This is a genomic window from Roseomonas sp. F4 (assembly GCF_053891155.1).
Genome location: NZ_JBSSHK010000004.1, coordinates 33635 through 58161, shown reverse-complemented (window position 1 = coordinate 58161; position 24527 = coordinate 33635). Strand labels below are relative to the sequence as shown.

Sequence of the window (24527 nt, the reverse complement as noted above, 5' to 3'; positions counted from 1 at the left end):
GCTAGCCCGCTACCACCTTGCCATCCCGCAGCGTCACCACCCGGTCCATGCGCCGCGCCAGTTCCGGGTTATGAGTGGCGATGAGCGCCGCCATTCCCTGCCCGCGCACCGCTTGCAGCAGTTCCATGAACACGCGGTCGCTGGTGCCGACGTCGAGATTGCCGGTCGGCTCATCCGCCAGCAGCACGCGCGGCTTGTTGGCCAGGGCGCGGGCGATGGCGACCCGCTGCTGCTCGCCGCCCGATAGCTTGCCGGGGCGATGCTGCTCCCGCCCCGCCAGGCCAAAATCGGCGAGCAATTCGCGCGCCCTCGTATCGGCGGCCGACTTCGCCACGCCATTCGCCATCTGCGGCAGGGCGATATTCTCGATGGCGGAGAATTCCGGCAGCAGGTGATGAAACTGGTAGACGAAGCCAATGCCGGTGCGGCGGATCGCCGTGCGCGCGTCGTCGCCCAGCGTGCCGGCGGCCTGGCCCGCGAAATAGACTTCGCCCGCATCCGGCTTTTCCAGTAGCCCGGCCAGATGCAGCAAAGTGGATTTGCCGGTACCGGAGGGCGCGACGAGGGCCACGATCTCGCCGGCCAGCAGGGTCAGATTGGCGCCGATCAGCACCTCCAGCACCCCGGCCTCGGTCTTGAAGCGGCGCGTGACGTTTCGGAGTTCGAGGGGCGCTTGTTCGTTGGCGCTGCGATTCACGCTCTGCTCCTCGGGCCTGCGGCCCTGCGGTGCGCCGCGATCGCAGCGCTACTCATTGCGCAGCGCCACCACGGGGTCGGTCTTCGCTGCGCGCCAACTCGGATAGATCGTCGCCAGCAGCGACAGGCCGAGACCCATGCCGACCACCTGCATCACCTCCTTCGGGTCCACCACGGCGGGCAGGCGCGTCAGGAAATAGACCTCCGCATTGAACAGCTCGGTGCCCGACAGCGCCTGGATCGCCTGGCGGATGCTCTCGATGTTCAGGCAGAAGACAAGGCCGACCGTGAAGCCGATCAAGGTGCCCAGGATGCCCACGGAGGCGCCGCAGAGCAGGAAGACGCGCAGGATGGACCCGCGCGTGGCGCCCATGGTGCGCAGCACCGCGATGTCCCGCCCCTTGTCCTTCACCAGCATGATGAGGGAGGAGACGATGTTGAAGGCGGCGACGATGATGATCAGCGTCAGGATCAGGAACATCACGTTCCGCTCCACCTGCACCGCCGCGAAGAAGCTGGAATTGGCGTCCTGCCAATCGACGATGCGCACCGGCGTGTTCTGCAGCGCCGCGCGGATCTCCCGCGTTACCGCCCGTACCCCGGTCGGGTCCTGCACGAAGACCTCGATCTGCGATGCCGCGTCGCCGGTCTGGAAGAAAGTCTGCGCGGCCGGCATGGGCAGGAAGACGAAGCTGCTGTCGTATTCCTGCATCCCCACCTGGAACAGCGCGACAACCGTATAGGCTCGCACCCGCGGCACAGTGCCGAAGACCGTGGTGCGGCCCTGAGGCGAAACCAGCGTCAGCTTGTCGCCGATGCCGATGCGCAGTTTTTGGGCCAGGCGCGTGCCGACGACGATGGCGTCATCCCCGGTGAAGCGGTCCAGCGAGCCTTCCATGATGTTCTGCGCCACCAGGCCGCGCGCGCGCAGATCTTCCGGCTTGATGCCGCGCGCCAGGCCACCGGAGGCACCACCCGCCTCGCTGGTCAGCAGCACCTGGCCTTCCACGATCGGCGTGGCGGAGACCACCCCCGGAAGAGCGCGGATGCGGCCTGCGATGCCATCGTAATCCGACAGCGACCGCTCGATCGCATGCACGCCCAGATGGCCGTTCAGGCCGAGGATGCGGCCCAGCAATTCGATGCGGAAACCGTTCATCACCGACATCACGATGATCAGCGTCGCCACGCCGAGCGCGATGCCGACGAGCGAGAAGATCGCGATGACCGAGACGAAGCGCTCGCCCTTGCGGGCGCGCAGGTAGCGGAAGGCGATCGCGCGTTCGAAGGCGTTGAACATGCTCAACCGAGGATCTTGGCCAGCGCATCCTCGGGCGAGACTTCCATCTTTTCCCCCGTGGCGCGGCGCTTCAGCTCCACCACGCCATTCGCGGCGCCACGCGGACCGATCACAACCTGCCAGGGATGCCCCATCAGGTCGGCGTCGGCGAATTTCGGGCCGGCGCGTTCGGCGCGGTCGTCATACAGCGCCTCCGGGATCGCGGCGTACATCCGCTCGCTCAGCGCGTCGCAGGCGGCGTCGCCCTGCTTCAGGTTGATCACCACCGCCTTGAAGGGGGCGACCGCATCCGGCCATTTGATGCCGGCCTCGTCGTGATTGGCCTCGATGGTGGCGCCGACCAGGCGGGAGACGCCGATGCCGTAGCTGCCCATCTCCGGTACCACCGGCTTGCCGTCCGAGCCCTGCACGGACAGGCCCATGGTCGCGGAGTACTTGGTGCCGAAATAGAAGATATGGCCGACCTCGATGCCGCGCGCGGAGACGCGTTTGGCTTCCGGCACCTGCTCCCAGGCGACGGGGTCGTGCATTTCCTCGGTGGCGGCGTAATGGCTGGTCCAGGCCTCGACGGCCGGGGCCAGGTCGGCGTTGTAGTCCGGCGCGCCTTCCAGCGCGTTCATGTCCAGCAGGTCCTGGCTGACAAAGACCTGGGACTCGCCGGTTTCGGCCAGGATGATGAACTCGTGCGACAGGTTGCCGCCGATGGGGCCGGTATCCGCGCGCATCGGCACCGCCTTCAACCCCATCCGCGCGAAGGTGCGGAGATAGGCCAGGAACATCTGGCGATAGCTGTGCTGCGCGCCTTCCTTGGTGACATCGAAGGAATAGGCATCCTTCATCAGGAATTCGCGTCCTCGCATCACGCCAAAGCGAGGCCGCACCTCGTCCCGGAACTTCCACTGGATGTGGTACAGATTCCGGGGAAGGTCGCGATAGCTCTTCGCAAATCCGCGAAAGATGTCGGTGACCATTTCCTCATTGGTCGGGCCGAACAGCATCTCCCGGTCGTGCCGGTCCTTCAGGCGCAGCATTTCTGGCCCATAGGCGTCGTAACGGCCGGACTGGCGCCAGAGCTCGGCCGACTGGATGGTCGGCATCAGGATTTCCTGGGCGCCGGCCCGGTCCTGCTCCTCCCGCACGATCTGCTCGATCTTCTGCAGCACGCGCCAGCCCAGTGGCAGCCAGGCATAGATGCCGGCGCTGGTCTGCCGCACCAGGCCAGCGCGCAGCATGAGACGGTGCGAGGCGATGGTCGCCTCGGCCGGGGTTTCCTTCAGGGTCGGCAGGAAGGCGCGGGAGAGGCGCAAGTGGCGGCTCCTAGAGGGACGGGAGGGGGAACCTAATGTTCCCGAAGCCTCCGCGCCAGCCATGGCCCGTCATTGTGCGATGCAATGCGTATCCTGCTGCACCGCAGCAACAAAAATGCGCTAACCCGGCCATTCGGGTAAGGAAAGAGCGAAAAAATGCTTCGTCCCTTAAGAAAGCCCTTGCGCCGGTGCGGCAGCGGAGTAAAAAAGAAGGGCCGCACCCGTGAGGGTACGGCCCGAGTTTAGGGAGGAAACGCCAGTCACACGGCAGAGAGAGGATCAACCTCCCTCTGGAACCTAGATTGGCCTCGGCACCCAAGGCGGCACAACAGCAATCGCCGCTGCAGGAAGCCAAAAAACAGGCTTCCAAAACTAATGTGCCTGTTTTTAGGGCGGCACCCGCGGGGAGGCGGGTTTGCCGCCCTAATTTTGTGCAGGCCTACCCGGGAAGACCGCTGAACTCCCCGGGCCGGTATAGGCCCACCAGCCGTCCCGGAAGTCGATCCAGCCGCTTTCCATCACCGCGAAGACGCCAAGCCAGAGAATCGCCGCCAGAAGCGTGGTGCCTACCAGCTTGCGCAGCAGCAGCGGCCGTTCCGGCGCACCGCGCCAGCCGCCATCCTCCGGCGCCACATCGACCGGCCGCGTTCCGATTGGCAGCACGATGAACAGCGCTAGCCACCAGATCAGCAGATAGACGATGACGCCCGTGAACCAGCCCATGCGCGTGTCCTACTTGTCTTGGCCCTTGCGCCGAAGCGGCGGCCGGGCAGCTACCGCTTCCAGCGCCCCGGAAAGGGGATCGGCTTGGTCGTCGCGCCCTTCGGCGCCGGCGGCAGGCTTTGGGTGCGGAAGACCGTCTTCTTGAAGGCCGGCGCCTTGGTCGCGGCAGGTGCCTGGGCCGGCGGCTTCGGCGGCGGGGTGGCGGATTTCGGCACGCGCCCCTGCGCCACCTCCGCCAGCGTGCTCAGCAAGTCCCGCGCGGTCCGGATGCGGGATTCATAGGGCATCTCCTGCGCCCAGGCGAGCTTCTGGTCAGGCCGCAGCTTGGCGAAGCCGCTCTGGGCCGTGGCCCATTCGATCAGGCCGGGCGGGTTCGGGAAGCGGTTGCCGCGGAAGGACAGCACGATGCCCTTGGGCCCGACATCCAGCTTCTCCACCCCAACCTGCCGGCACAGCGCCTTCAGCCAGACCACCTGAAGCAGGGTCTCCGCCTCCGCCGGCAGCTTGCCGAAGCGGTCGGCGAGCTCGGCGGCCATGGCCTCGATCTCGGCCTCGGTCTGCAGGCTGCCAATGCGGCGATACAGGCCCAGGCGCACCGGCAGGTCACGGATATAGGATTCGGGCAGCATCACCGGCAGGCCGAGATTGATCTGCGGCGTCCAGTCCCGATCCTCCAGCGCGTCGCGGTCCTTGGCCCCGGATTTCAGGCTCTGGACCGCATCCTCCAGCATCTGCTGATACAGCTCGATGCCGACCTCGCGGATATGGCCGGATTGCTCGTCGCCCAGCAGATTGCCGGCGCCGCGTATGTCCAGGTCGTGGCTGGCAAGCGTGAAGCCGGCGCCGAGATTGTCCAGCGTCTGCATCACCTCCAGCCGTTTCTCGGCGGCTGCCGACAGCCGGTGCGTCTGCGGCCAAGTGAGATAGGCATAGCCCCGCAGCTTGCCGCGCCCCACGCGGCCGCGAAGCTGGTACAGGCCCGCCAGGCCGAACATATCCGCGCGGTGGATCAGCAGCGTGTTCACCGCCGGCATGTCCAACCCGCTCTCCACGATATTGGTGGAGAGCAGGATATCGTATTTCTGGTCGCCGAACTCCGTCATCACCCGTTCGAGCTCGGTCGGCGCCAGGCGGCCATGGGCCTCCGCGATGCGCGCCTCTGGCACGATCTCCGCCAGACGTTCCCGCAGCCGTGGCAGATCTTCCAGGCGCGGACAGACGCAGAAGACCTGCCCGCCCCGGAAGCGCTCACGCAGGATCGCCTCCCGGATCACGACGCTGTCCCAGGGGGTGATGAAGGTGCGGACGGCCAGCCGGTCGACCGGCGGCGTCGCGATCACGCTCATCTCCCGCACACCGGTCAGCGCCAGTTGCAGGGTGCGCGGGATGGGCGTGGCGGTCAGGGTCAGAACATGGACATCGGCCTTGAACTGCTTCAGCCGTTCCTTGTGAGCGACACCGAAATGCTGTTCCTCATCCACGATCACCAGGCCGAGATCGGCGAATTCGATGGATTTCGCCAGCAGTGCATGGGTGCCGACGACGATATTGATCGTGCCGTCCTTGACCCCTTCCCGCACCGCCTGGGCGTCCTTGGCGTTCACCATGCGGGAAAGCTGGGCGACCTTGATGGGCAGCCCCTCGAAGCGGCTGGAGAAGCTGCGGAAATGCTGGCGGGCCAGCAGCGTGGTCGGCACCACCACCGCCACCTGGGTGCCGGACATGGCGACCGCGAAGGCTGCGCGGAGTGCGACCTCCGTCTTGCCGAAGCCGACATCGCCGCAGATCAGCCGATCCATCGGCCGGCCAGCCGCCAGATCCTCCAGCACATCCGCGATGGCGCGCTGCTGGTCCTCGGTCTCCGCGAAGGGAAAACGGGCGCAGAACTCGTCCCAGGCGCCTTCGGGCGGGATCGCGGCGGGCGCGTCGCGGGTCTGGCGTTCGGCGGCGATGCGGATCAGCGCGGCCGCCATATCGGCGATCCGGTTCTTCGCCTTGGCCTTGCGGGCCTGCCAGGTGCTGCCACCCAGCTTGTCCAGCGCCGCTCCCGCGACCTCCGAGCCGAAGCGGGACAGAACCTCGATATTCTCGACCGGCAGAAACAGCTTGTCGCCGCCGTCATAGATCAGCCGCAGGCATTCATGCGGCGCCTCGCCGATGCGGATCGTCTCCAGCCCGTCATAGCGGCCGATGCCGTGGTCCTGATGCACCACCAGGTCGCCCTGGGCGATCTCGGTCGCATCGGCGATGAACTGGTCGGCGCGCTTGCGGCGGCGCGGCGGGCGGGCGATGCGCTCGCCCAGCAGATCCTGCTCGCAGACCAGGGCCAGGCCGTCGCTATGCTTGTCGGAGGGCGCGACGAAGCCGCGCTCGATGCCCACGATAGCGAGTGCCACCGTGCCCAGCTTCAGCTTCTGGACATCCAGGAAATGGTCCACCGGCTCGGCCGGGACATTGTGCTCGCGCAGCAGATTGCCGAGGCGCTCGCGGGACCCGCGGGTCCAGGCCGCCAGAACGGGACGCATATTGCGCTTGGCCAAGGCGGCGGCGTGTTCGCCATAGGCCTCGAAGACATTGCGGCCTTCCGCGCGCACATCGTTGAACATCCGGCCGAGCCTGCCGCCCGCATCGATGCCCGCCGCGTGTTCCGGCTGATCGAAGGGGGAGAAGCGGAAAACCCGGGCCTCCTCCAGCATGTCGATCCAGCCATCATGGTCGATATAGAGCCGGTCCGGTGGGGCGGGGCGGTAGGGCACCTCCCCCTCCCGCGTCGGCATGCGCCGCGCCTCGTAATGGTCGGCCACCATTTCCAGCCGCGCGGCCAGCACGTCTTCCGCCTGGTGGTCGAGGGAGACGGAGACCCCCTCCCCCAGATGGTCGATCAGGGTTTCCATATGGTCATGGAACAGCCCGGCCCAGTGCTCCATGCCAGGGTGGCGGCGGCCGGCGGAGATGCTGACGTAAAGCGGGTCCTCCCCCGCCGCCGCGCCGAACAGCTCGCGGTAGCCGGAGCGGAAGCGGCTGATGGAATCGGCGTCGAGGAACACCTCCCCCACCGGGCGCAGCACCAGCGCATCCACTTTGGCGCCGCTGCGCTGGGTGGCGGTGTCGAAGGCCCGCAGGTCGTCGATCTCGTCGCCGAAGAAATCGAGCCGGACGGGCTCGGCATGGCCGGACGGAAACAAATCCACGATGCCGCCGCGCACCGCATATTCGCCGTGTTCCATGACGGAGCCGGTGCGGTGGTAGCCATTGGCTTCCAGGAATTCGGTCAGCTTCTCCGGCTTCACCCGCCCGCCACGCTTCAGCGCCAGGGTCGCGCCCAGGAAGGCGGCGCGGGGCGGCACTTTCTGAACCAGGGCATTGATGGTGGTCAGCAGGATGCGTGGCTTAGGGCTGGGCTCGGCCAAACGGGTCAGGGTGGCGACACGTTCCGAGACGATCTCGGGATTGGGGGAGACGCGGTCATAGGGCAGGCAGTCCCAGGCCGGGAAGCGCAGCACCTCCACATGCGGGGCGAAGAAGCCCAGCGCCTCCGCCATCCGGGCCATGCGCGCGTCGTCCCGGCAGACATGCAGCACCGATCCGCTGGACTCGGCGCGCCGCCGCGCCAGCAGAAGGGCGTCGAAGCCCTCCGGCGCGCCATGGACCGTCAGAATGTTCATGGGCCCGGATCTGGGCGCAGATGCGGCGGCAGGCCGGCGCCCGACTCGTTGCACTCCACCAGCATGCGGGCCAGCAGCGGCGTCGCCACCTCGGCAGGTATCGGCCGGCGCTGCATCAGCCAGTCGGCCAGGTCCACATCCGGCAATTCCAGGATCTGCTCCAGCTCATCCAATTCCGACTCGGTGAAATGGGCGATGTGGCGCGCGACGAAGGCGCCGACCATCAGGTCGGTCTCCTTGGTGCCACGATGCCAGGCCCGAAAGTTGAGCCTGCGGCGGCGCGGGTCGAGTTCGGGGGTGATTTCGGTCAGCTTGAGGCTCTCGGTGTTCTGGGACATGTCGGCGCTCGCGATGCGCCCTGTCATATAGAGGCCCATGGGAATCCTGTCAGCAACCCGGCCCGACGAGGCGCCGTCTTATGTGAAGCCCCTGCTCGGCCCGATCGACGGGCTGCCGGGCGTGGGCAAGACCATGGCTGGCCTGTTGGCTGAGGCCGCGGGGGGCGCGCGCGTCTTCGACCTGCTGTTGCATCTGCCGGAACGGGTGGTGATCCGTGCCCGCGCCGCCAACCCGGCGGAAGCGCCGCTGGACCAGGATTGCGTGCTGGAGGCGGTGGCGCTGGGCCACCGCGCCGCCCGATCCGGCCGCAGCCAGCGACCCTATGTGGAGGTGCGGGCAGAGGTTTCGGGGCGGCCGATCACGCTCCGCTTCATGAACGGCCGCCTGCCCTGGATCCTGAAGCTGATGCCGCCGGGAGAGGTGCGCTATCTCGCCGGGCGGGTGCAGACGGAGGGTTCGGGCGGCTTCAGCATGATGAACCCCCAAGTGGCGGCGCAGGAATCGGGCCTGCCGCTGGTGGAGCCGGTCTGGCCGATGGTACGCGGCCTGACCGGCCGGCGCATCGCCGCGGCCATGGACCAGGCGCTGGCCCTGCTGCCGGCGCTGACCGAATGGGCCGATACCAGCCTGTTGTCGCAGGAGGGATGGCCCGCCTTCCCAGCCGCGATACTCAGCCTGCAACGTCCGGACGGCCCCCTGCCCGCCTTGCCGCGACGACGGCTGGCCTATGATGAGTTGCTGGCGCAGCAACTGGCCATCGGCCTGGTCCGCCGGCGGCAGCGGGACCGCGCCGGGCGTGCGCTGCCGGGCACGGGGGAACTCGCGGCCCAGGCGCTGGCCGCCTTCGGCCATCCGCCCACCCCCGGCCAGGCCCAAGCGCTGGCGGAAATCGCCGCCGACATGGCCAGCCCTCGCCGGATGCTGCGGCTGGTGCAGGGTGATGTGGGCTCCGGCAAGACGCTGGTGGCGGTGCTCGCCATGCTCCAGGCGGTGGAATCCGGCGCCCAGGCCGCCTTGATGGCGCCGACCGAGCTGCTCGCCCGCCAGCATCTGCGGACATTGGAAAAACTCTGCATCCCGGCGGGGGTGCAGGTGGAGCTGTTGACCGGCAGCGTGAAGGGCGCCGCCCGCAAGCGGGTGCTGCGAGGGCTGGCGGATGGCATGGTGCAGATCGTCGTCGGCACCCATGCCCTGTTCCAGGACGCCGTGCAGTTCCACGACCTGGGCCTGTCCGTGGTGGATGAACAGCATCGCTTCGGCATCGGCCAGCGGCTGATGCTGGCCCAGAAGGGCCGCGACGCCGACATGCTGGTCATGACCGCCACCCCCATCCCGCGCACCCTGCTGCTGACCCAATGGGGCGAGATGTCGGTCTCCCGGTTGGAGGGAAAGCCGGCCGGCCGCCAGCCCATCGCGACCCGCATCGTCAGCCAGGACCGCCTGCCGGAGGTGATCGACCGCCTCGGCGAGGCCATCGCCCGGGGCGAGCGCGCCTATTGGGTGGTGCGTGCCATCGAGGGCGGGGAGCGTGATGATTCCGTCGCCGCCGAGGACCGTTTTGCCGAATTGTCCGCCCGCTTTCCCGGCAAGGTGGGCATGGCACATGGGGTGCAGGAGCTGGCGGTAAGGGAGGCAGCGTTGGGCGATTTCGCCGCCGGCCGAACCCAGCTTCTGGTGGCGACCACGGTGATCGAGGTGGGCGTCGACGTGCCGGACGCCACCATCATGCTGATCGAGCAGGCCGAGCGCTTCGGCCTGGCGGCCCTGCACCAGCTTCGCGGCCGCGTCGGGCGAGGCGCGAAACCCTCCTCGTGCCTGCTGGTCCATTCGCCCGCGCTGGGCGAGGCGGAGAAGCGCCGCCTGCTGGTGCTACGGGACACCGAGGACGGTTTTCGGATCGCGGAGGAGGATCTGTTCAACCGCGGCGGCGGCGACGCCCTTGGCGCCCGGCAGTCCGGCCTGCCCGGCGCCCGGCTGCTGGACCCGCGGGAGGAGGCGGAAGAACTGGCCCGCCTGACCCACCTTGCCCATCAGGATGCGGCGCTGCTGCTGCACCGCGACCCGGATCTGGCCGGGCCGCGTGGGCAGGCGGCGCTGGGGCTGCTGGCCCTGTTCGGGCATGACACGACGCTCGCCGCCCTGGATGCCGGTTAGGCGCGCGGAACGAAGGCTTCAGGGCGAACCCGTCACCCCAGGCCGCGCGCATAGGCCAGCGCATCGTCGCGGCCTTCCTCCACCGCATGGCAAGCCACCAGCGTTTCCGGCGTGCCGCGTGCGACGATCATCTCCGGCCGCTCCGCCTTGCAGCGGTCATTGGCCAGCGGGCAGCGCGGATGGAAGGGGCAGCCGCTGGGCGGGTTGATCGGGCTCGGCACCTCGCCGCCCACCGGGATGCGCTGGCGGCCGGTCATTTCCAGATCCGGAATCGCCTCCATCAGCGCCCGCGTATAGGGATGGCGCGCGGTGGTGAACAGCGTCTCCGCCGGCGCCAACTCCACCAGCCGTCCCAGATACATCACGCCGACGCGGTCGCTGACCTGCCGCACCACGGCCAGGTTGTGGCTGATGAACAGATAGGTCAGCCCCAGCCGCTGCTGCAGATCCTTCATCAGGTTGAGGATCTGCGCCTGCACGGACACGTCGAGCGCGCTGGTCGGCTCGTCACACACCAGGAATTCGGGGTTGGAGGACAGCGCACGGGCGATGGAAATCCGCTGACGCTGGCCGCCTGAGAATTCATGCGGGAACTTCTGACCATCCAGCGGGGACAGGCCCACCTGGGTCAGCAGCTCTGCCACCTTGGCGTCGATCTCGGCCTTGTCCTTCATCAGGCCGAAGGCGCGGATCGGCTCCGCGATGATGTCGCGCACCCGCCAGCGAGGGTTCAGGCTCGCATAGGGGTCCTGGAAGATCATCTGCATGCGCCGGCGTTGTTCCGAATTCGCCCGCGCCTCTGACAAATCCTGGCCGTCGAAAATCACGCTGCCGAAGGTCGGGCCATAGAGGCCGACGACCAGCCGCGCCACCGTGGACTTGCCGCAGCCGCTTTCGCCCACCAGGGACAGGGTGGTGCCCTTCTCGATGGCGAAGGAGATGCCATCCACCGCCTTGAGGCTACGCTTGCCCTCCCGTGCCAGCGCCCGCTGCACCAGGGGGCGGGAGACGTCGAAGTGCCGGGCGACGTTGATCGTTTCCAGCATCGGGGTGCCGATGGGATCACGCATAACGCGGCGCTCCCTCGGCATAGAGCCAGCAGGCAGCCAGGCTGTCGCCCGCCGGCATCAGCTCCGGCCGCTCCACGCGGCAGCGGTCGAAGACCTTTGGGCAGCGGGGATTATAGGCGCAGCCGGGCGGGATGGCGGAGAGGCGCGGCATAGAGCCGTCGATCTGCTGCAAACGATCCAGCCGCCGCCCGACGGGGGGGATGGAGCCCATCAGGCCGGCGGAATAGGGGTGGCTGGCATGGCGCACCACATTGCGCACCGTTCCGATCTCGACGATGCGGCCGGCATACATCACCGCCACACGATCCGCCGTCTCGGCGATCACGCCCATGTCGTGGGTGACCAGCATCATGCTGGTGCCCTTTTCCCGCGCCAGTGTTTTAAGCAGGGCGATGACCTGCGCCTGGATCGAGACATCCAACGCCGTGGTCGGCTCATCCGCCACGATCAGCTTCGGCTCCGCGCAAAGCGCCAGAGCAATCACCACGCGCTGGCGCATGCCGCCCGAGAATTCATGCGGGTAGCTGTCGATGCGCTGGCTGGCGGCGGGGATGCCGACAAGTTCCAGCCACTCGATCGCCTTGGCCCGCGCCTGCGCCGGGTTCAGCGGCAGATGCGTGACCATCGTCTCGATCAGCTGTGCGCCGACGGTGTAGAGCGGGTTCAGCGTGGTCAGCGGGTCCTGGAAGATCGCGCCGATCTCCCTGCCCCGCAGCTTTCGCAATTCCGAATAGGGCAGATTGTCGATGCGGCGGCCATTGAGGAGAATCTGGCCTCCGGCGATGCGGCCGGGCGGCTCCAGCAATCCGATGATGGCCGCGCCGGTCATGGATTTGCCGGCGCCGGATTCACCGACCACGCCCAGCACCTCGCCCTGCGCGATGCTGAAGGAGACGTCGTTCAAGGCCACCAGGGTGCCGCGGCGCGTGGGAAACTCCACGCGCAGGTTGCGGACTTCAAGCAGGGGTGCGGTCATTATCGGAGCTTCGGGTTCAGGGCGTCGCGCAGCCAGTCGCCCAGCAGGTTCACGGACAGCACCAGGAGAATGAGGGCAATGCCGGGGAAGATGGTGATCCACCATTCGCCGGAGAATAGGAAGTCATTGCCAATGCGGATCAGCGTGCCCAGCGAGGGCTGGGTCGGCGGCACGCCGACGCCGAGGAAGGAGAGTGTCGCCTCCGCCAGCACGGCGAAGCCCAGGTTCAGCGTTGCGATGACCAGCACCGGGCCCAGCACATTGGGCAGCACATGGGTGATCATGATCCGCGCCCGCGACAGGCCGATGACCCGCGCCGCCTGCACATATTCCTTGTTGCGCTCCACTAGCGTCGATCCGCGCACGGTGCGCGCGAAGGAGGGCCAGTTGCTGATGCCGATGGCGAAGATCACGACATACAAGGCGATCTGGTCATGCACCTCGCGTGGTAGCGCCGCCCTGACGACGCCATCGATCAGCAGCGCGATCAGGATGGTGGGGAAGGTCAGCTTGATGTCGGCGATGCGCATCAGCACCGCATCCACCGTGCCGCCCATATAACCCGCCGCGAGCCCCGCGGTGATGCCGATGGAGACCGAGAGCAGCACGGCGAAGAAGCCCACCAGCAGCGACACCCGCGCGCCATACATGATGGCGGAGAGCACATCGCGCCCCTGGTCATCCGTGCCCAACGGATAGAGTGGATCGCCATCCGCCTCCCAGGCCGGCGGCTTGAAGGCATCCATCAATTGCAGCGAGGCGAGGTCAAAGGGGTTGTGCGGCGCGATCCAGGGCGCCAGCACCGCGCCACCGACGCAGATCAGCGCGACGATGGCCGAAGCCACCGTGATCGGCGAGCGGGTGAACGAATACCAGATGTCGCTGTCCAGCGCCCTCTGAATGGCATTCATCTGGGCCATCTCAGTGCGCCCCCTTGCCACGGCCGATGCGCAGGCGGGGATCCACCGCGTAGTACAACAGGTCAACGATCAGATTGATGGTGACGAACATCAGCGCGATCAGCAGCAGATAGGCGGACATCACGGGGATGTCGGCCGAACCCACGCTCTGGATGAACAGCAACCCCATGCCCGGCCATTGGAACACCGTCTCCGTCACGATGGCGAAGGCGATGATGGCGCCGAGTTGCAGCCCCGTGATGGTGATGACCGGCACCAGCGTGTTCTTCAGCGCATGACCGAAATGCACCGCCCGGTTGGTCAGGCCGCGGGCGCGGGCGAATTTGATGTAGTCGGTGCGCAGCACCTCCATCATCTCCGCCCGCACCAGCCGCATGATGAGCGTGAGCTGGAACAGGCCCAGCGTGATGGAGGGCAGGATCAGCGCCTTCAGCCCCGACCAGGTCAGCAGCCCCGTGCTCCAGCCGCCGATATTCACCGTGTCGCCCCGCCCGAAGCTGGGCAGCCAGCCGAGCCAGACGGAGAAGGTGAGGATCAGCAGGATGCCGATCAGGAAGGTCGGCAGGGACACGCCGATCAGGCTGAAAGTCAGGAAGAAGCGGCTGAGCCAGGAATTGCGATAGAGGCCGGTATAGACTCCCATCGGCACGCCGATCGCCAGCGCCAGGAAGGCGGCGCAGAGCGCCAGTTCCAGCGTCGCCGGCGCGCGCTCCACGATCAACTGCGCCACGGGGCGCGACAGGCGGTAGGACAGGCCGAATTCGCCCTGCGCCGCATTGATCACGAATTTGACGAATTGCACGAAGAAGGGCTGGTCCAGCCCCAGATCGGATACCAGCGCATCCCGCTGCGCCACGGTGTAGTCCTGCCCCAGCATGATGGCGACCGGATCGCCGACATAGGCGAACATCGCGAAGGAAAGCAGGGCGACCGTCAGCATGACGGGCAAGGCCTGCAATATGCGGCTTATGATGAAGGCGAACACGGTCCCTCGATGCGGCTGGCAGTGGTGGCGGCGCCGGCTGGCGCCGCCATGGGTGTTAGACCCGCTTGGCCGACAAACGTCGTCGGCCGCCGATATTCAGTCGATGCGCGCGAAACGGAAGTAAGGCTGGTTGTTGGCCGCGTGCGGGATGGTGAAGTTGCTGCGCATCGCCCAGGGGATCATCTGGTGATGCAGCGGGATATGCGGCACGTCCTCCCGATAGATGCGCAGCGCCTCATGGATCGCGGCGATGCGGTCCGCGCCCGACTGCGTCTTCATCCGCTCCACCAGCGCATCCATGCGCGGGTTGGAATAGCCGCCATAGTTCCAGATGCCGTCGCCCTGCGCGCCGTTGCGCGTGGCGAGCAGCGACTGGAAAGAATACAGCGCATCCAGCGTCGGCACACCCCAGCCGAGCAGATAGGCACTGGTATCCTGGCGCTGGATCTGCGCGAAGAAGGGAGCCAAAGGCTGCGCCTTCACCGATGTGCGCACGCCCACGCGGGTCCACATCGCCGCCACCGCCTGACAGATCTGCTCGTCATTGATGTAGCGGTTGTTGGGGCAGTCCAGCGTGATGCCGAAGCCGTTCGGATAGCCGGCCTCCGTGAGCAGGGCGCGGGCACGGGCCTGGTCGTAGGGCAGGCGCACATCCTCCGCCTCGGAATAGCCGTTCACCTGCGGCGGGAAGAAGGTGCCGGTGACCACGGACTGGCCGCGCATGGTGGTGCGGTGGATCGCCTGGATGTCGATCGCATGGTACAGCGCCTGCCGCACCCGCAGATCGGCGAAGGGGTTGCGCCCGCGCACGTCGCTGTATTGCAGTTCCGGCCGCGCCACGTCGAAGGCCAGGAAGATGCTGCGCACCTCCGGCCCTTCCAGCACGCGGATATTCGGGGCGGCGCGCAGACGGGTCAGGTCCTGCAAAGGCGGGTCGAGCACGAAATCCACTTCGCCAGACAGCAGCGCCGCGATGCGCGTGGCGTCGGAGGCGATGGGGCGGAACTGGATTTCCTGCACATTGGACCGCGCCGAATCAGGCTCCGCCCAGCCATACCATTCGGTGTTCCGGCGCAGCACCGTGCGCACGTCATTCTCCCGGCTCGCCAGGCGGAAGGCGCCGGTGCCGTTGGTGTTGCGGGTGGTGTGCATCTCCTCCCGCGCCCGGGTGTTCTGCGGCAGGCTGGCGCCGTTCGCCTCCGACCACACCTTCGACATCATGTAGACGGAGGCGAATTTGTTCGGAAGGATCGGGTCCGCGATGCGGGTCACCACATCGACGGTGACGTCATCGACCTTCACCACCTCCTGCACCGTATCGACATAGATGCCGAAGTTGGAGGTGGGCTGCCGGGCGCGGCCGATGCTGAACACCACGTCGTCGGCGCCGAAGGCCTCTCCGCCATGGAACTTCACGCCCTGGCGCAGCACGAAGCGCCAGCGCGTCGGCTCCACCTGGGTCCAGGACAGCGCCAAGCCGGGGCGCAGCGACAGGTCGGCATTGCGGTGGATCAGCGGGTCATAGATCTGCTGCAGCACCATGGTGACGGTACCGACATTCTGGCTGTGCGGATCCATGGTGTTGGGATCACCCGCCGCGGCCCAGCGCACCGTCTGCGCCATAGCCCCACCGATTCCTGGCGCCGCGCCCAGCGCCAGCAGCGCCGCCGCAGCCAAGAGCAACCTTCGCATCCCAGATACCCCCTGTTGGGTGGCGGCGGGTCGTTGCGCCCGCCTGCCGAAACCATGCCTTTGCCTCACATGGTCCATATCGTGCCGCGACGGGCTTCGGAAGCCCGATCTCAGGGCTTCGGCCTGCCGGCCAGCCGTCCGGCCCCCTCACCTGCCCAATCCCGCAGCAGGGTGAAGCCCACTGCCAGAAGAACGGGCCCCAGGAACAGGCCGAGGATGCCGAAGCCGATCACGCCCCCGATCGCCCCCAACAGCGTCAACAGCAGCGGCAGGTCGGCACCCCGGCTGATCAGCCAGGGGCGGATGACGTTGTCCACCGAGGAAATCCCGGCCGCGCCATAAACCCCCATGAACAGCCCCCAGCCCGTCTCACCCTGGGTGAACAGCCAGACCGTGGCGGGAATCCAGACCAGCGGCGCGCCGACCGGCAGGATGGACAGAACGCCCGCCACCACGCCCAGCAGTACCGGCTGCGGCACGCCCGCGACCCACAGGCCGAACACCGTCATCGCCCCCTGCACCACGGCGGTACCCAGCAGGCCATAGACCACGCCGCGGGTGACATTGCCGGTCAGCAGGATCAGCCGGCGGGTACCCGGCCCGGCCATCTTCTCCATCACCGCCTCGGCATGGGCGGCCATGGCCGGGCCGTCGCGATAGAAGAAGAAGGCCAGGAAGATCGCCAGGATAAGCTCGGCGATGCCCGACAGCAGCGCCAGCAGCACGGCCAGGGCGTTGCTGGCAATCGTGCCGGCATAGGGGCTGATGGTCTCGAACAGCCCGGCGAAGGTCGAATCCCAGCCGGCCAGCAGGCCCCGGATTGGCTCACCAACATAAGGCAGGCCACCGAGCCAGGTGGCGAGGCTCGGCAGGCCGGTCACCAGCAGCCCCTCGAAGGAGGCGCGAAGCGCATCCACCTCCTCCCGCGTCGTCGGCGTGGCGAAGACCAGCGGCAGGGCGATCAGCACGAATTCGGCGATCACCATAACCAGCGCGGCGCTGCCCGGGCCGAGGCCGGTCTTCTCCCGCAGCACGCGGAAGGCCGGCCAAGTGGTATAGGTGAGGATCACCGCCCAGAGCAGGGCGGAGATGAAGGGCCGCATCACCCAGAAGCAGCCAAGGCCCAGCGCGACGAGCGCACCAAGGCCGAGCAGGCGGGCGGGACGGATGGAGTCTTGGCTCATCGGGATTTCCAGCCTGGGAATCGAGACTTAGCTGAAGCCCGGGCGCTGCGCACGCCCCGTGCGCCGACCCCGCCCCTGCCCGGCGGGCTTGCCGGCCGCCAGGGCCCAAGGCATCACCCGAAGCCCGGGGAGCAACCGGAGGGGAAGGAGACCGCCATGCCGCGCTTTGCCGCCAATATCTCGCTGATGTTCACCGAGCTGCCGTTCCTCGACCGTTTCGCCGCCGCCGCCAAGGCCGGCTTCAAGGCGGTGGAATTCCTCTTCCCCTACGACTTCCCCGCGGCCGAGATCGCCACCAGGCTGAAGGATAACGGCCTGTCCCAGGTGCTGTTCAATGGCCCGCCCGGCGACTGGAACCAGGGCGAGCGCGGCCAGGCCGCACTGCCCGGCCGGCAGACGGAATTCAAGGAAGGCTTCCGGAAGGCGCTGGATTATGCGGCCGCGCTGGAATGCCCGCGCATCCATGTGATGTCCGGCCTCGCCCCGGCCGGCGTGCCGCATGACGCGATGACGGCGACGCTGGCCGCCAACCTCGCCTGGGCGGCGGAGTTGGCCGGCCCGGCCGGCGTGAAGCCGGTGATCGAGCCGATCAACCACCGCGACATTCCCGGCTTCTTCCTGAACACCACCGACCAGGCCGCCGCCATCATCCAGGCGATCGGGGCGGAGAAGGTCGGCATGCAGTTCGACCTTTACCACTGCCAGATCACCGAGGGTGACATCGTCAAGCGGGTGGAAAAGCACCTGCCGCTGATCGCCCATATGCAGGTGGCCGACAATCCCGGCCGCAACGAGCCCGGCACCGGCGAGGTGAACTGGCCCTTCGTCTTCGACAAGATCGACGCGCTGGGTTTCCGGGGCTGGATCGGCTGCGAATACCGCCCGGCCGGCGAGACGGTGGCCGGCCTGGGTTGGTTCAGCCCCTATAAGGGCTGAGCCATGCCCGCGCCCCTGCATCCGGAACAGGACCTGCTGCTGATCGTCGATCCGCAGCCGACCTTCATGGATCTCTGCCCGGATGAATTGCCCGTGCCGGGGGCGGAGGCGGTGATCCCGATCATCAACCGTATCCTGGCCGGACCGATCGCCCGCGCCGTGGTGACGCAGGACTGGCACCACCCGCGCCACCTGTCCTTCGCGTCCCAGCACCCTGGCCGCGCGCCGCTGGATCAGGTGGAGACATCCTACGGGCCGCAGACCCTCTGGCCCGATCATGGCGTGCGCGCCACGCCCGGGGCGGCGATCCATCCGGCGCTGGACCAGGCCAAGGTCGTGCTTGTCCTGCGCAAGGGATTCCGTCCCACGATCGATAGCTATTCAGGTTTTCGGGAAAACGACCGCAAGACCGGCACCGGCCTCGCGGAGTGGCTGCACGCGGTGGGGGTCAGGCGCGTCTTCATCGCCGGGATCACCCGCCCCTATTGCGTCGATTGGACCGCCGAGGATGCCGCCGCCCTCGGCTTCGAAACCTGGCTGGTTGAGGATGCCTGTGCCCGGCTCGGTCCGGACACGGCCCTCGATGCCAGTCGCCGGCGCCTCGCGGAGGCCGGCATCCGCTTCACCACCGCATCCGCCCTCATCTGACATCACCGGAGACAGTCGTCATGAAAGTTGGATTCATCGGCCTCGGCATCATGGGCAAGCCCATGGCCCTGCACCTGAAGGCCGCGGGCCATGAGGTCTGCGCGCCAGACCGCGCCAGCCTGACGGAGGAGCTGCGGCAGGCGCTGACCATCCTGCCAGATGCCAGCGCGGTGGCCGCCGCGGCGGAGGTCATCATCCTGATGGTGCCCGATACCCCCGATGTGGAAGCCGCGCTGTTCGGCGCCGGCGGTGTCGCGGCCGGACTCGCCCCGGGCAAGCTGGTGATCGACATGTCCTCGATTAGCCCGACCGCGACCAAGACCTTTGCCGCCAAGGTGGCGGAGAAGGGTTGCGACTACCTCGATGCGCCGGTTTCGGGCGGCGAGGTGGGGGCCAAGCAGGCGACGCTGACCATCATGGTGGGCGGCAGCGAATCGGCGTTCGAGCGGGCCAAGCCGCTGTTCGAAGCGATGGGCAAGAACATCACCCTGGTGGGCGACACCGGCGCCGGCCAGACCTGCAAGGTGGCCAACCAGATCATCGTGGCCCTGACCATCGAGGCGGTGGGCGAAGCCCTGGTTTTCGCCAGCAAGGCGGGGGCGGACCCGGCCAAGGTACGGCAGGCGCTGATGGGCGGCCTCGCCACCTCGCGGATACTTGAACTGCACGGGGAGCGCATGATCAAGCGCACCTTCGCGCCCGGCTTCCGGATTGAACTCCACCAAAAGGATCTCAACCTGGCGTTGCAGTCCGGCCGAGAGCTTGGAGTCGCATTGCCCAATACCGCATCAACTGCCCAACTATTCGCCGCTTGCGCCGCGATGGGCGGGGCCGCCTGGGATCACTCCGGGATGGTTAAGGCGTTGGAAACATTGGCTGCGCATAAGGTTGCGCCTGACACCTGAACCAGCCCAAGGGGCGAGGACTCGCAGGACGCGACGGGCGCGCCACCGTCGCGTCCGTCGCACACCCAAATTCGCGTAAAACGTGCGCTCGACAAAAGCTTACACAACCAATGCGAGTTAAATTAACGCCACGACTACCATTTTTCCGTGATTTTCACGTTGCCTCACGGCCAAGTGTCCCGCATTTTAGCCCTCAGCGTCCGATCCGTGAGATTCTGTCTCTAAGATCGTGGTTGTATCTTGATCAGTGGACCTACGGGGGATTGCATGCGTTTCGCGGATATAGGGCAGCAATTGCGTGCCTATCGCCTCGAATCAGGCCTCCGGGCGGAAGAGATCGCGGCGCGCCTAGGCGTCTCGCGCGCGGCGCTGTACCGGTATGAGAAGGGCGAGGTCATCAAGCTGGACACGATCCGGCGCCTCGCGGAGTTGCTGAAGATCTCGCCGCTGTCCCTGCTGGGCATCGGCGTCGAGTATTTCGCCCGCCCCCTGGCCTTCCAGGAGCGGCTGCGGCAGGTGGAGGAGCAGGCGGATCAGATCCTGATCGTCGGCGGCGCCTTCTGCTACCAGACCACGACCGACGCCTTCGACGGCGCGGTTGGCGAAGCCTGGACGGAGGCCGCGGATGCGGCGCCGGAACGCCTTCAGGCCCGCGCCAGCGCCGATCAGGCGCTGGGCCTGCTCTCCGCCCGCAAGCGCCTGCACGCCGCCCGGCGCCCGACCATCATCGCCATCCTGGGCGAGGCCGCGCTGCGCCGCTTCCTGCAGGATGGCGTGGCCGCCGGCCTGCCAGTGCCGGAACGCACCCGCCAGCGCTGCCTGGCGGCGGCGCGGGCGGAGGCGGAGGCGATCGCCGCGATGATGGAAAGCGTGCCGATCGGCGTGCAGCTCGGCCTCGCCTCCGGCGTGGAGCCGACCGGGGGCTTCATGGTGCTGCGCGGGCGGGAAAGGGCGCATGTCGTCTCCTCCCCCTTCCCCGCCGACACCCCGCCGAATGGCGGCCTCGGCGTCGGCTCCATCACTGCGGCGGATGAGGCCGTGGCCGCGCATCAGCGCGTGGCCGAAGTGGCCTGGCGCGACGCGATGAAGGGGGCCGCGGCCGCCGCGCGGGTGCGGGAGCTGATTCGCGCCAGCGGCGAGTGAACTAGGTACTCGGCGGGATCTCCCGCCGGGCCTCCACCACCTCCTCATCCTCCGGGCTGCGGCGCGTGGTGAAGCCGATGGCACGGATGAAGGCGAGCATGGGGGCGTTGTCGGCCAGGATCTGGCCGACGATGTGGCGCACCCCCTCCGCCTGCGCCCAGTCGAACAGGCGCTGCATCAGGTGCCGGCCGAGGCCCTGACCCTTCATCGCCGCATCCACCACAACGGCGAATTCCGCCGTCTGGCCATCAGCCTCCCGGATCAGGCGGGAGATGCCGAGCATGTCCTCCGCCCCATCCGCGCGGCGGCGCATGGCGACGAAGGCGATTTCGCGGTCGTAGTCGATCTGGGTCAGCCGGGCGATCTGCACCGCCGGCAATTCCCGCAACTGGCTGAAGAAGCGCCAGCGCACATCCTCCGGCGTCAGGCGCCGGAACATCTCGGCATGGGCCTCGGCATCCTCCGGGCGGACCGGGCGCACCAGCAGCGTCTCGCCCGACCTTGCGCGCCAAGGCGCTGCCAACTCCTCCGGATAGGGAGGCACGGCCAGCATGGCCTTTTGGCCCGCCGGCCGCAGCCGGCAGGAGGCATCGGCCGCCATTACCCCGCCGGCGGCGGCGAACAGCGGATTCACGCCGAGGCTCTCGATCTCCGGAAAGTCCACAGCGATCTGGGAAAGGCGCACCAGTGCGCCCGCCACCGCATCCAGATCCACCGCCGCATGGTCGCGATAGCCCGCCAGCAGCGGCGCGGCGCGGCTGCGGCCGATCAGCGCGCCGGCCAAGGCGTGGTTCAGCGGCGGCAGGTCAAAACCCTCGTCGCGCAACAGGTCGGCCGCCGTGCCGCCCATGCCGAAGCCGATGAAAGGGCCGAACATGGCGTCGTCGCCGAGGCGCATCCGAAGCTCCTGCGCCCCCTGCGCCTGGCGCTGTACCAGGAAGCCGGTCAGCCGCGTGCCGGGGCGTTCCCGCGCCACGCGGTCCATCATGGCCTCCGCCGCCTCCCGCACCGCGAGGCGGCTGCGCAGGCCGAGCGCGACGCCGCCGACCTCCGTCTTGCGGGCGATGTCGGGGCAGCGGAGTTTCAGCACCACGGGGAAGCCTAGCGCTTCCGCCGCCACCTCCGCCCCCGCCACATCGGCGGCGACCTGCCCGGCCACCACCGGCAGGCCATAGGCGGCGAGCAGCGCCAGCGCCTCATCCTCCGCCAACGAGAGCCGGCCTTCCGCCCGCACATCCGCCAGGATGCGCTGCACGGCGGGGCGATCCGGTTGCAGGGCGAGCACCTGGCGGCCGGGGAGTTCGGCTGCGGCGGCGCGGTTCTGGCGGTCCTTCAGCAGATGCAGCGCGCCGCGCACCGCGCCTTCCGGAGTCGGGAACACCGCCAGCCCGGCGGCGGCCAGCGCGCCGCGCTGCGGCCCGGCCGTCGCCTGGCCAGACCAGCACACCAGGATGGGCGCGGCCCGCGTGGCCTTGGCGGCGGCGGACAGCGTTGCGGCCAGCAGCGCCGCATCCTCCCCGGCCTCCGGCGCGTGCAGCGCCACCACGGCATCCACCTGGCGGATGCCCGCCAGCATCATCGCAGCCTCCCCGAGGCCGGTGGCGGCGCCCGGACCCAGGATCAGCGGGTTGCCGCCGGACCAGCCGGGGCGCAGGCCGATCTCCAGCGCCTGCATCGCCTCCGCCGGCAGGGTCGCCAGCCGCGCGCCGCCTTCCAGCACCGCATCGGCCGCCAGCAGCCCGAGCCCCGTGGAATTGGCCACCAGGGCAATGCCCGCCCCCGGCGCCACGCCTGTGCCCAGCTTCACCCGCGCCAGCGTCTCCGCCGCCGAAAGCAGGTCGTCCAGCCCCGTCACCCGCAGCACGCCGGCGCGGCGCAGCGCCGCTTCCATCACCGCATCGGCGGTGCCGGAGGGATCGGCCAGCCGCCCGCCGGCGCGGATCGCCACCACCGGGCGCATCCGCGCGGCGGCGCGGGCGGCGGAGATGAACATGCGGCGATTCTTGATATGGCGCAGTTCCAGCAGGATGGCGCCGGTGCCGGGGTCGCGCGAAAGCCAGTCCAGCGCATGGGCAAAGCCGAGGTCGTCATTCTCGCCGATGCCGATGACATGGCTGAAACCCACCGCCTCCGCCTCCGCCCAATCCAGCACCGCGCGGCTGAGGGCGGAGGACTGGCCCACCAGCGCCAGCCGCCCACGCCGGGGGGGCAGGTGGGAGAGCGAGGCGTTCAGCCCGATGCCCGGCACGCAGATGCCGAAGCTGCCCTGCCCCAGGGCGCGCACCCCCGTGCGGCGGCTGGCGCCGGCGAGGTCCGGCGCTGCGCCCGGCACCACCACGGCATGGCAGCCGCGGGCGGAGAGCGCCGCCATGGCGGGCTCCACCAGCCCTGGCGCCACGGACAGCACGGCGAGGTCCGGCGCCTGCGCCAGGCCCGCGATGCCGGCCACATCCTCCAGCACCACGACGCTGCCGCCAAAGCCGCCGGCTTCCAGGTTCTGGCGCAGTGGCGCGGAGGACGGCACGGCGGGATCAGCCACCAGCACCACATGGCGCGGCCGGTACAGGGCCTGTTCGCGGAAGCGCACGGCGGAATGGTGAGAGAGGCTGGAGGAAAGGCTCATTGTGCAGCGCAACATGGGCTTGCCGGTGCCGGGCCACAACGGGATGGGGGGTTGCCGGCCGCCGTCTTCCCGCCTTCGATAGCGCGGAACCGATGAAGGGAGCCACAATGCCCGCCCAAGACCCTCGCTGGGACCCGGAAATGCTCGCCTTCAACGCCATGATGGAGGCGGAGGGCGCCAAGCAGCCGCCCATCACCCTAACCCTGCCGCTGGACACCGCTCGGGCGTTGACCGAGGCGATGAACATTCCGCTGACCGAGGGCGGCCCCGTGATGGCCGAAAGCGCCGATCGCTGGCTGCCGATCCGCGGCCGCCGGCTGCTGTGCCGGCTGCACCGCCCGACGGAGGGTACCCTGCCCGTGCTGGTCTATCTGCATGGCGGCGGTTGGGTGTGGAACAGCATCGACACCCATGACCGGCTAATGCGCGAATACGCGGCCTCCGCCGGCTGCGCCGTGATCGGCCCGGACTATGCGATGAGCCCGGAGGCGCCCTTCCCCCAGGCAGTGGAGGAATGCGCGGCCGTGGTGCGCTGGGTGGCGACGCAGGGCACGGAATGGGGGCTGGACCCGGCGCGGATCGTGCTCGGCGGGGACAGCGCGGGGGCGAACCTGGCGATGGGCGTGGCGCTGCTGCTGCGGCGGACCGACCCGGGGCTGAAGCTTTCGGGGCTATTGCTGAACTACGGGGTGTTCGACGCGGACTTTGACACGCCGAGCTATCGGGAGTTTGCGGATGGGTATTTTCTGACGCGGGAGAAGATGCGGTTCTATTGGGACTGCTACGCGCCGCGCCATGCCGACCGGCTGAACCCGGTGGCAAGCCCCCTGCGCGCCGACCTGCGCGGCCTGCCGCCCTGCCTGCTGCATGTGGCGGAGCTGGATGTGCTGGCTTCCGAGAATCTGGCGATGGGGGATGCGCTGCGGGCGGCGGGGGTGCAGGTGGAGCAGGAGGTGTTTGCGGGGACGGCGCATGGGTTTTTGCGGGCGGTTAATCATGTGGGGGCGGCGCGGCGGGCGGCGGCGGGGGGCGGGGCGTGGTTGAGGAGGGTGCTGGGGTAAAATTCCTTAGTATTTTCCAACAATACTGATAGCTTGCCGGCAAGCTACCCTCAATTCATTTGGCACCGGCGGCGCCCCGCCACCATGCATATTGGAACGGGTATATTCATTAATTTGAAACAAAAAGGCAACACTGGCTGCAAGAGGATCTGCTGGGCCGGCCGCGCGAATTATCTCGGCCATTTCGAAAATGTTGGCAG

Annotated in this window: 19 protein-coding genes; 6 read left to right on the top strand and 13 right to left on the bottom strand. The window is 68.2% G+C overall.

The annotated features are described in order from the left end of the window. Nucleotide 1: 1 nt before the first annotated feature. From ACVFYP_RS16695 to ACVFYP_RS16670, 6 genes are all read right to left on the bottom strand, one after another. Nucleotides 2-697, bottom strand: coding sequence for an ABC transporter ATP-binding protein (locus tag ACVFYP_RS16695; protein ID WP_499201332.1), 696 nt, complete (start codon nucleotides 695-697; stop codon nucleotides 2-4). Between the two features lie 48 nt (nucleotides 698-745). Beyond that, complete coding sequence (locus ACVFYP_RS16690; protein ID WP_499201914.1) at nucleotides 746-1996, bottom strand: lipoprotein-releasing ABC transporter permease subunit; 1251 nt, start codon at nucleotides 1994-1996, stop codon at nucleotides 746-748. A gap of 2 nt (nucleotides 1997-1998) precedes the next feature. Continuing rightward, nucleotides 1999-3303, bottom strand: a complete 1305-nt coding sequence (gene proS / locus ACVFYP_RS16685; RefSeq protein WP_499201331.1) for a proline--tRNA ligase — start codon at nucleotides 3301-3303, stop codon at nucleotides 1999-2001. Nucleotides 3304-3726: 423 nt separating this feature from the next. Continuing rightward, nucleotides 3727-4026, bottom strand: coding sequence for a DUF1467 family protein (locus tag ACVFYP_RS16680; protein WP_499201330.1), 300 nt, complete (start codon nucleotides 4024-4026; stop codon nucleotides 3727-3729). A gap of 50 nt (nucleotides 4027-4076) precedes the next feature. Beyond that, nucleotides 4077-7691 (bottom strand): transcription-repair coupling factor, encoded by a 3615-nt coding sequence (gene mfd, locus ACVFYP_RS16675; RefSeq protein ID WP_499201329.1) that lies wholly within the window; start codon nucleotides 7689-7691, stop codon nucleotides 4077-4079. After that, on the bottom strand, nucleotides 7688-8068 hold the full coding sequence (locus tag ACVFYP_RS16670) for an FAD assembly factor SdhE (RefSeq protein WP_499201328.1): 381 nt from the start codon (nucleotides 8066-8068) through the stop codon (nucleotides 7688-7690). Before ACVFYP_RS16670 ends, mfd begins: the two co-directional genes overlap by 4 nt. A gap of 43 nt (nucleotides 8069-8111) precedes the next feature. Between ACVFYP_RS16670 and recG the strand changes: the two genes are divergently transcribed. Further along, nucleotides 8112-10184, top strand: coding sequence for an ATP-dependent DNA helicase RecG (recG, locus tag ACVFYP_RS16665; RefSeq protein ID WP_499201327.1), 2073 nt, complete (start codon nucleotides 8112-8114; stop codon nucleotides 10182-10184). Nucleotides 10185-10216: 32 nt separating this feature from the next. Here recG and ACVFYP_RS16660 read toward each other — a convergent pair whose 3' ends face one another. The 6 genes from ACVFYP_RS16660 to ACVFYP_RS16635 form a co-directional block, all read right to left on the bottom strand. Next, the gene (locus tag ACVFYP_RS16660) at nucleotides 10217-11254 is read right to left on the bottom strand and encodes an ABC transporter ATP-binding protein (RefSeq protein WP_499201326.1); all 1038 of its coding nucleotides are present in this window, start codon (nucleotides 11252-11254) and stop codon (nucleotides 10217-10219) included. Beyond that, nucleotides 11247-12230, bottom strand: a complete 984-nt coding sequence (locus tag ACVFYP_RS16655; RefSeq protein ID WP_499201325.1) for an ABC transporter ATP-binding protein — start codon at nucleotides 12228-12230, stop codon at nucleotides 11247-11249. The genes ACVFYP_RS16660 and ACVFYP_RS16655 overlap by 8 nt, the downstream gene beginning before the upstream one ends. Continuing rightward, nucleotides 12230-13141, bottom strand: a complete 912-nt coding sequence (locus tag ACVFYP_RS16650) for an ABC transporter permease (RefSeq protein ID WP_499201324.1) — start codon at nucleotides 13139-13141, stop codon at nucleotides 12230-12232. The genes ACVFYP_RS16655 and ACVFYP_RS16650 overlap by 1 nt, the downstream gene beginning before the upstream one ends. A 10-nt stretch (nucleotides 13142-13151) precedes the next feature. Then, nucleotides 13152-14135 (bottom strand): ABC transporter permease, encoded by a 984-nt coding sequence (locus ACVFYP_RS16645; RefSeq protein ID WP_499201323.1) that lies wholly within the window; start codon nucleotides 14133-14135, stop codon nucleotides 13152-13154. Nucleotides 14136-14231: 96 nt separating this feature from the next. Further along, on the bottom strand, nucleotides 14232-15827 hold the full coding sequence (locus ACVFYP_RS16640; protein WP_499201322.1) for an ABC transporter substrate-binding protein: 1596 nt from the start codon (nucleotides 15825-15827) through the stop codon (nucleotides 14232-14234). A 110-nt stretch (nucleotides 15828-15937) separates the two neighbouring features. Continuing rightward, a complete protein-coding gene (locus ACVFYP_RS16635) occupies nucleotides 15938-17011 on the bottom strand; it encodes an AI-2E family transporter (RefSeq protein ID WP_499201321.1) in 1074 nt (357 codons plus the stop codon). A gap of 156 nt (nucleotides 17012-17167) precedes the next feature. On the opposite strand from ACVFYP_RS16635, the gene otnI reads away from it, so the two are divergent. From otnI to ACVFYP_RS16615, 4 genes are all read left to right on the top strand, one after another. Next, entirely contained in the window at nucleotides 17168-17947 is a 780-nt protein-coding gene (gene otnI / locus ACVFYP_RS16630) for a 2-oxo-tetronate isomerase (protein WP_499201320.1), read from the top strand. Between the two features lie 3 nt (nucleotides 17948-17950). Beyond that, on the top strand, nucleotides 17951-18595 hold the full coding sequence (locus ACVFYP_RS16625; RefSeq protein ID WP_499201319.1) for a nicotinamidase: 645 nt from the start codon (nucleotides 17951-17953) through the stop codon (nucleotides 18593-18595). A gap of 20 nt (nucleotides 18596-18615) precedes the next feature. Beyond that, the gene (locus ACVFYP_RS16620; protein WP_499201318.1) at nucleotides 18616-19500 is read left to right on the top strand and encodes a 2-hydroxy-3-oxopropionate reductase; all 885 of its coding nucleotides are present in this window, start codon (nucleotides 18616-18618) and stop codon (nucleotides 19498-19500) included. Nucleotides 19501-19767: 267 nt separating this feature from the next. Further along, nucleotides 19768-20643 (top strand): helix-turn-helix domain-containing protein, encoded by an 876-nt coding sequence (locus ACVFYP_RS16615; protein WP_499201317.1) that lies wholly within the window; start codon nucleotides 19768-19770, stop codon nucleotides 20641-20643. A 1-nt stretch (nucleotide 20644) separates the two neighbouring features. On the opposite strand, the gene ACVFYP_RS16610 is transcribed toward ACVFYP_RS16615, so the two are convergent. Then, nucleotides 20645-23266, bottom strand: coding sequence for a bifunctional acetate--CoA ligase family protein/GNAT family N-acetyltransferase (locus tag ACVFYP_RS16610; RefSeq protein ID WP_499201316.1), 2622 nt, complete (start codon nucleotides 23264-23266; stop codon nucleotides 20645-20647). Nucleotides 23267-23373: 107 nt separating this feature from the next. Here ACVFYP_RS16610 and ACVFYP_RS16605 point away from each other — a divergent pair, with 107 nt between their 5' ends. Next, a complete protein-coding gene (locus ACVFYP_RS16605) occupies nucleotides 23374-24327 on the top strand; it encodes an alpha/beta hydrolase (RefSeq protein ID WP_499201315.1) in 954 nt (317 codons plus the stop codon). Nucleotides 24328-24527: the final 200 nt, after the last annotated feature.

Bases quoted from the DNA above. Each gene is read 5' to 3' on its own strand.
- ACVFYP_RS16690 (WP_499201914.1), bottom strand. From the start codon at position 1,996: ATGTTCAACGCCTTCGAACGCGCGATCGCCTTCCGCTACCTGCGCGCC.
- ACVFYP_RS16680 (WP_499201330.1), bottom strand. From the start codon at position 4,026: ATGGGCTGGTTCACGGGCGTCATCGTCTATCTGCTGATCTGGTGGCTA.
- mfd (WP_499201329.1), bottom strand. From the start codon at position 7,691: ATGAACATTCTGACGGTCCATGGCGCGCCGGAGGGCTTCGACGCCCTT.
- ACVFYP_RS16670 (WP_499201328.1), bottom strand. From the start codon at position 8,068: ATGGGCCTCTATATGACAGGGCGCATCGCGAGCGCCGACATGTCCCAG.
- ACVFYP_RS16660 (WP_499201326.1), bottom strand. From the start codon at position 11,254: ATGCGTGATCCCATCGGCACCCCGATGCTGGAAACGATCAACGTCGCC.
- ACVFYP_RS16655 (WP_499201325.1), bottom strand. From the start codon at position 12,230: ATGACCGCACCCCTGCTTGAAGTCCGCAACCTGCGCGTGGAGTTTCCC.
- ACVFYP_RS16650 (WP_499201324.1), bottom strand. From the start codon at position 13,141: ATGAATGCCATTCAGAGGGCGCTGGACAGCGACATCTGGTATTCGTTC.
- ACVFYP_RS16640 (WP_499201322.1), bottom strand. From the start codon at position 15,827: ATGCGAAGGTTGCTCTTGGCTGCGGCGGCGCTGCTGGCGCTGGGCGCG.
- ACVFYP_RS16635 (WP_499201321.1), bottom strand. From the start codon at position 17,011: ATGAGCCAAGACTCCATCCGTCCCGCCCGCCTGCTCGGCCTTGGTGCG.
- otnI (WP_499201320.1), top strand. From the start codon at position 17,168: ATGCCGCGCTTTGCCGCCAATATCTCGCTGATGTTCACCGAGCTGCCG.
- ACVFYP_RS16625 (WP_499201319.1), top strand. From the start codon at position 17,951: ATGCCCGCGCCCCTGCATCCGGAACAGGACCTGCTGCTGATCGTCGAT.
- ACVFYP_RS16620 (WP_499201318.1), top strand. From the start codon at position 18,616: ATGAAAGTTGGATTCATCGGCCTCGGCATCATGGGCAAGCCCATGGCC.
- ACVFYP_RS16615 (WP_499201317.1), top strand. From the start codon at position 19,768: ATGCGTTTCGCGGATATAGGGCAGCAATTGCGTGCCTATCGCCTCGAA.
- ACVFYP_RS16610 (WP_499201316.1), bottom strand. From the start codon at position 23,266: ATGAGCCTTTCCTCCAGCCTCTCTCACCATTCCGCCGTGCGCTTCCGC.
- ACVFYP_RS16605 (WP_499201315.1), top strand. From the start codon at position 23,374: ATGCCCGCCCAAGACCCTCGCTGGGACCCGGAAATGCTCGCCTTCAAC.